Origin of the sequence: Vibrio xiamenensis (genome assembly GCF_900100015.1) — a bacterium.
Lineage (GTDB): Bacteria > Pseudomonadota > Gammaproteobacteria > Enterobacterales > Vibrionaceae > Vibrio > Vibrio xiamenensis.
On the sequence record NZ_FNDD01000046.1, the window covers coordinates 20962 to 28058 of the forward strand.

The 7097-nt window shown below is 47.1% G+C and carries 4 protein-coding genes and 1 tRNA gene; 4 read left to right on the forward strand and 1 reads right to left on the reverse strand.

Annotated elements, in window-relative coordinates; genetic code table 11:
• Positions 1 to 30: 30 nt before the first annotated feature.
• Both BLS03_RS23835 and BLS03_RS23840 read left to right on the forward strand, forming a co-directional pair.
• Positions 31 to 2973, forward strand: a complete 2943-nt coding sequence (locus BLS03_RS23835; RefSeq protein WP_093279366.1) for a condensation domain-containing protein — start codon at positions 31 to 33, stop codon at positions 2971 to 2973.
• Positions 2974 to 3035: 62 nt separating this feature from the next.
• Positions 3036 to 3716, forward strand: coding sequence for a 4'-phosphopantetheinyl transferase family protein (locus tag BLS03_RS23840; RefSeq protein WP_093279367.1), 681 nt, complete (start codon positions 3036 to 3038; stop codon positions 3714 to 3716).
• 65 nt (positions 3717 to 3781) lie between these two features.
• Here BLS03_RS23840 and BLS03_RS23845 read toward each other — a convergent pair.
• Positions 3782 to 3857: transfer RNA gene (locus BLS03_RS23845), tRNA-Asn, on the reverse strand.
• 540 nt (positions 3858 to 4397) lie between these two features.
• Here BLS03_RS23845 and uvrB point away from each other — a divergent pair.
• The gene (uvrB, locus tag BLS03_RS23850; RefSeq protein ID WP_093279368.1) at positions 4398 to 6434 is read left to right on the forward strand and encodes an excinuclease ABC subunit UvrB; all 2037 of its coding nucleotides are present in this window, start codon (positions 4398 to 4400) and stop codon (positions 6432 to 6434) included.
• Between the two features lie 305 nt (positions 6435 to 6739).
• Positions 6740 to 7097 (forward strand): response regulator (locus BLS03_RS23855; protein ID WP_143015686.1); only part of this gene is annotated, 358 nt, incomplete at its 3' end.

Here is a 7097-nt window from a genome sequence, read left to right on the forward strand (position 1 = left end):
AACCTTCTGCTCAATGTTGGAATCACAACTATGGAAAATATACAGCAACTCGAAAATACAACGGCTTACCCATTCACCCTCAGTGAATTTGAAGAATTAACGTGGCTTCGTCATCAGCAGTCTGAAGCGGGTGTCGGTCAGTATGCGATAGCCTTTCAACTCAGTGGCACTGTCGATATCGGTCGTATGCTGGCCGCGATAGAGACTGCGTGCCGTCATTGCCCGCCACTGCGATTTTTGTATCAGTTTGACGATGAGCAAGGCTTGGTCAAAACGGCCAATCCGCAATTGGCGCATCTGAGCCGCGTTAAGTCAGTGACGCATCAACAAGCTGCGCTGGACGATATTCTGGCAATGCAAATGACGCCGCTTGACCTACATAGTGAAGCTGCGCTGCAATTTACGCTCTACTTACTTGCCGATCAAAGTGTCGTGATTGGCGCAGTGATTCACCCAATCGTTCAAGGGCAGGTGAGTTGGCAGCAAATCTTTACCTTAATCAGTCAAAGCTATAATCAGCCACTCACCGCTATCGCAAAGCCAGATTCAGCCCAGCGTGCGCCGCAACTGACTTCCACTCAGCAAACCAAAGCCAATATCGCGCCTTTACTGCGTGAATCTAACGCTCAAGTCAGTCGTGTCACTGGGCAGCAGGAATTGCACAGTCACGGCGCGTCATTGGCGAATAAATTTGTCGCAAACTTACTGGTCGAACAGTTGCCGCGCCTAGTGCAAAGCCGCGATGAAAAGCGTGATGTGCTGATTTCTGTAGCGGCGCTGTTTGCCAAGCAAGTGGCGCAGTTGACTCAGCAAAGTCAAGTCCAACTGAGTTTGCCGCGTGATTTGGAAGATCGCTACTTTGAACTCAATGGCAGCATGATCGAATCAAATCTTACCTCGTTAATGCTTGATTGCGATGCGCAAAATGTTGAGAGTCTGGCTGTACAGATTGAACAACAGTTGAATTCTCCCGCAGCACAGTGTGATGGCTCGCCGCATGTTTTGGTTTCTTGGCTTGCCGATCCCACCACTTTTTTACGCCTGGATGATGCCAAGGTTGACCGCCTCGCTATGGCGCCAATCAATCCTCCGTTTGAAGTTGCATTGGCGATGGGCGTCAATTGCCGCGGCGAAGCGGTACTTGAGCTGGTCACTAGCGCGCAGCTTTCTTCGTTTGCTGGCGGTTGGATGTTAGAGAGCTTGCTTAGCCTACTCGGCGGCGGGCAAAGTGCCACGCTGACCAATCTGACACTTGACGTTGAACTGCCAACAACAAGCTTGGCACCGCTGCCAAACACAGCCGAAGTTGAGCCGGAATTGGATATCGCAGCGCTGATTCTTAACGAGTTTCGTCAAGCACTTGGCGAGCCGGAAATGAGCCTTGATGATGACTTTTTTGACCGCGGCGGACATTCGCTTATCGCCACGCGTGTGATTGGTCGATTACTCAATCAACATAACATTGAAATCCATATTAACGATCTGTTCAGTTACTCGACTGCTAATGCACTCGCGCAGCGCGCAAGCTTGGTTGAGCTTGAGCAGCCAGAGTCAAATCATCCGGTTGTAGAAAGTGCTGAACCGAGCGAGTTTCCACTGTCGCTAGCGCAAAATTCATTGTGGAAAGCCAAGCAGAAATACGCCGAATTTGGCTTGCACCATATTTTCAATATTCCGTTTGCGCTGCGCTTTTTAGACCCGGTTGACGAAGCGGCGTTTGGATTAGCGTTTCGTGATTTGTTGGTGCGCCATCCGGGGCTACGTACTCAGTTTGATCAGCAAGGTGATACACCATATCAGCGTATTGTCGATGTGGCGGACCTCGATCGCTACAAATGGTTCTGGCAAAGTAGTGAAACCGAGGTTGAGCCTTATGCTAACGCTTTGAAGCGTGAATCTGGCTACGGTTTTGATTTAGCCAAAGAGTTGCCACTGCGGTTGAAATTCTTCCGCGATGCTGACTCCAACTTACAGTATCTGTCGCTGCTGTTCCATCACATTGTGCTTGATGAATGGTCGGTCAATATTCTGGTCGATGAACTGAATCATGCCTATCAGGCGCGAGTTAAAGGTGAGGTGCCAGAGTGGCGATTTGAGCCGTTGCCGTTCCATCAATATGCACAAAAGCAGTATCAGTTAGGAATGGACCAACAGCATCAAGGATTTTGGAAACAGCACCTTAGTGATGCGACTTGGAGTGAGCCAATTTTTGATGCCAGTCATCCACTGAGCGTGCGTTGCGATGAAGATGACAATCAAGGCGGCTGGGTTGAATTTAAACTCGAAAAATCCGTTTCCGACGGTTTATATCAGCTGGCAAAACGTCAAAATGCCTCACTGTTCAACGTTATGTACGCTGGGATCATTACGTCGCTAAACTTGCTTGGCGCACCATCGAATATGGTGGTGGGGACGCCAGCTTCCGGGCGTTTGGATGCCGACTTCTTTGATACCATCGGTTATTTCACGACGATGGTGGTACACATGACTCGTGTCACCACAGAGTTATCTGTGCTCGATGTGATTGAGCAAGTTAAGCAGACCATCAATGGCTCAATGCCTTACACTGATATTCCGATTGACCTTATTGAAGAAGCGCTGCTGGGTGAAGGCGTTGAGCGAGATAATCACATCTTTGAAGTGTTTATTCAGCTCCATGCCAAGAATAAACTCAACGGTTTTTTAAGCGATGATAAAGGTGGACAAATTGAGTTCCAGCAAGTCGATCCTGATAAGAGTGAAGGCGGGCTTGGGCTGCAATTTGAAGTGATGGAAGAGCGAGTAGACGGTGAGCAGCGGATTCGTGTTTTGATGAGTTACTTGTCCAAGCACTACAGCCCAGCACAAGTTGAATTGCTCAGTAATACCACCAGTGATATTTTGCAGCGTTTTGCTGCGCTGGGTGAGCAAGATTTAGCGTTATCTGAGCTTAGACAGCAACTCAAAGCAACCAACCCATATGTGGTTGGCTAAGTGGTTCATCACCAATAAAGCGGGCTTCGGCTCGCTTTTTTAATGATTCAAGGTGAGGGTTGATGAGGGAATCTAGCGCAACATTTATCCAATCAACATGGCATTTTGATTGGTGCGGGCTGCGGCTGTTTGCATGCCAGTTTAATGCACAAGCCTGGCAGCCAAGCGATGAGGCCTTTTTGTGCTGTGATGCATACCAGAGCTTGCAGCGCGCCGCGCCCAAGCGTAAAGCCGAGTTTGTTACGGGTCGGCTAATGGCGATGAAGGCACTAGCTTATATAGATAAGCCGACAATGGATATTGAAATTGGTCAGCATCGCGCGCCGATTTGGCCCTTTGGCGTAGTGGGCTCAATTTCCCATCATTCGTCGATTGCTATGAGTTGTGCCACGTTAGCCAACCATTATTGCTGTTTAGGTTTGGATATTGAAACTGTGATGCCTGAGTCCCAAGCGCAGCAAATTCAAGCTTTGGTGTGCAATGATGACGAGCTTGCTCTGCAACCGTCATCGGGATTATCACTGGCGGAATTTGTGACGCTACTGTTCTCTGCGAAAGAGAGCTTATTTAAAGCGGTTTACCCAAGGTTAAAACGCTACCTGGAATTCAGTGATGCTCGATTAATCGCATTCAATTCGCAAAGTCTCACTCTTGAGCTGGTCACGGCAGAGTTACGCGCGTGTTACAACGTCGCTTATCAAACGCAACACAGTAGCATGATAACCTTGGTTTACGGGCGATGATGATGCTAGGTTTCTTAAGCCCTAAAACGACAAAAGCCAAGTCCGAAGACTTGGCTTTCTAAATTTGGCTCCCCCTGCAAGACTTGAACTTGCGACATACGGATTAACAGTCCGCCGTTCTACCGACTGAACTAAGGGGGAATTGCGTTAAGCGCTGCGAATGTTAGCGATAGGGCCAAAAGATGTCAACCTTGAAAAGGGCAGAATTGGCAAATTATTTTAAAAAAAATACCTTTACATTCCTGTATCCCTTGGCGGCTGTAGCCTGTATTTAGTTATCCACCAAAATTGTGGATAAGTGTGTTGATGAATCTTGCGTAAAGGTTCTAATGTGAAAAAGTAGTTATTTAGAAGCAGGTTAAAATATCAAAATTGTTAGTTTAACTTGTTGTTATAAGTGATCTTTATGATTTTATGAAATCGATTTCAATTTTTGTAAATAAACGAAATGATTATTAATTGCCAGCCAGTTACAGCAAATCTGTGTATAGCTTGTGGATGTATTTTGGAGAGTTTGCCGAGATAAATCGGCTAGGGCGGAGGATAATATCAGAGTCTAGTATCACATTCCAGCCGTAAGATCGGTAAAGTGAAAAAAGAGCGTTTAATTTTATTTTGCGATTTGAAGTCTGTATATTTATACAGAATTTATTGACGACGAATGAACGCGCAGAGGGTTCCATGAGTAAAGTATTTGATCTCGTCTCAGACTACCAGCCATCCGGCGATCAGCCCACAGCAATTGATAAACTGCTTGATGGCATCGATTCCGGTCTTGCCCACCAAACCCTGCTTGGGGTAACTGGCTCGGGTAAAACATTTACCTTAGCTAACGTTATTGCGAAGGCTCAGCGTCCGGCCATTTTACTCGCACCGAATAAAACCCTAGCCGCGCAGCTGTATGGTGAGATGAAGTCGTTCTTTCCCAACAACTCTGTCGAGTATTTCGTCTCTTACTACGACTACTATCAACCCGAAGCGTATGTTCCGACCACAGACACCTTTATCGAGAAGGATGCCTCGGTCAATGCGCATATCGAGCAGATGCGGTTATCGGCCACCAAAGCGTTACTGGAGCGTAAAGATGCCATCATTGTTGCTTCGGTGTCGGCTATTTATGGTTTGGGTGACCCTGAATCGTATTTGCAAATGATGTTGCATTTGCGTCGCGGTGACGTCATGGACCAGCGCGATATTTTGAGGCGTTTGGCGGAGCTGCAGTATTCACGAAATGATGTTGCGTTTGAACGTGGTCAGTTTCGCGTTCGCGGTGAAGTGATTGATATCTTCCCGGCCGAGTCAGAGCAAGATGCGGTGCGCATCGAAATGTTTGATGACGAAGTAGATTGCATTAGCGTGTTTGATCCACTGACGGGCGCCGTCAAACAGCGTGACTTGCCACGTTACACCATTTATCCGAAAACCCACTACGTCACGCCGCGCGATCGAATGTTGGAAGCGATTGAAAAGATCAAAGTGGAGCTCCAGCAGCGTCAGCAATATCTGCGTGACAACAATAAGCTGCTTGAAGAACAGCGCGTTACCCAGCGCACCCAATTTGATATTGAAATGATGAACGAACTGGGCTTTTGTTCTGGCATCGAAAACTACTCGCGCTATCTAAGTGGTCGCAGCGAAGGCGAGCCGCCGCCAACCCTGTTTGATTATTTGCCACACGACGGTTTGTTGATCATTGACGAATCGCACGTTACGGTGCCGCAAATTGGGGCCATGTATAAAGGTGACCGTTCACGTAAAGAAACCCTAGTGGAATACGGGTTCCGCCTGCCGTCAGCCCTGGATAACCGCCCTCTCAAATTTGAAGAGTTTGAGTCGTTAGCGCCGCAAACCATCTTTGTCTCGGCCACGCCTGGCAATTACGAGTTGGAAAAATCCGATGGCGAAGTGGTGGATCAGGTGGTGCGTCCAACTGGTTTGCTTGACCCAGAATTGGAAGTTCGACCTGTCGCGACTCAAGTCGACGATTTGCTGTCGGAAATTCGCCTGCGAGCAGCAGTTGATGAACGGGTGTTGGTCACCACGTTGACCAAACGTATGGCGGAAGATTTAACCGAATATCTGCATGAGCACGGTGTCAAAGTGCGTTATTTACACTCGGATATCGATACTGTCGAGCGGGTCGAAATCATTCGCGATTTACGTTTGGGCGAGTTTGATGTTCTGGTCGGAATCAACTTGTTGCGTGAGGGTTTGGATATGCCGGAAGTATCGCTGGTGGCCATTCTTGATGCCGACAAAGAAGGCTTCTTACGTTCAGAGCGCTCGTTGATTCAGACCATTGGTCGCGCCGCTCGTAACCTCAAAGGTAAAGCGATTCTTTATGGTGACAGCATCACTAAGTCGATGAAAAAAGCCATGGACGAAACCAATCGTCGCCGCGAGAAACAGCAAGCCTACAACGAGAAAATGGGCATTGTTCCACAAGCGCTTAAACGTAATATCAAAGATATTATGGAGCTTGGTGAAGCAACCAAAGCGAAAAGTAATCGCAAAGGTCATAAAGCGGTGCCGCTTAATAAAGTGGCTGAGACGTCAAATAGCTACAGTTCGGCGATGACGCCGCAAGAGTTAGAAAAAGAAATCGGTCGCTTGGAAGCACAGATGTATAAGCATGCTCAGGACTTAGAGTTTGAATTGGCGGCGCAAAAACGCGACCAAATTGAAACCTTGCGCCAGCAGTTTATCATCAATAGCTAACCGTAATTATTGCGCCATAACAATTTGTTATGAATATGACAGCGAATAATTGACTGACAATAGGCAAAAAAATAGCCAATAACAAACAGTTATTGGCTTCTTTTGTGAATACTATGTTCACTAACAACGTCAGTTGGCTAGGGACCCGTTAGGGTCTCTCTTTAGGTTTAGCACTATTTGTGCCATTTTGTTTGAATTTTAAGTGACTATTTTTACGGTTTTTTTGCTTTGCTCTAACTTCAAATTTGCAAATTGCAATGCGTAGTGCGATTATTTGCACAAAATGCAAACCAATTGGCTAGTGTATGCAAGCAAACGAGCAAAATAAAAAAAACAAATATCTGTTAATGGTAGAAGATACTGCTTCTGTGGCAGCCTTGTACCGATCCTATCTAATGCCGCTAGGCATTGACATCAATGTGGTTGGAAGTGGACGAGAAGCTTTAGACAGCTTAAATACTCGTACGCCCGACCTGATTCTTCTCGATTTACGCCTGCCCGACATGACCGGGATGGACGTGCTTTATCAAGTTAAGTCTCTGTATCCGGATGTTCCGGTTATCTTTATGACCGCGCACGGTTCGATTGATATCGCTGTAGAAGCAATGCGTTACGGCGCGCAGGATTTTTTGATTAAACCGTGTGAAGCGGACCGCCTGAGGG

Coding starts and splice junctions, on each gene's coding strand:
- uvrB (WP_093279368.1), top strand. CDS start 4,398: ATGAGTAAAGTATTTGATCTCGTCTCAGACTACCAGCCATCCGGCGAT.
- BLS03_RS23835 (WP_093279366.1), top strand. CDS start 31: ATGGAAAATATACAGCAACTCGAAAATACAACGGCTTACCCATTCACC.
- BLS03_RS23840 (WP_093279367.1), top strand. CDS start 3,036: ATGAGGGAATCTAGCGCAACATTTATCCAATCAACATGGCATTTTGAT.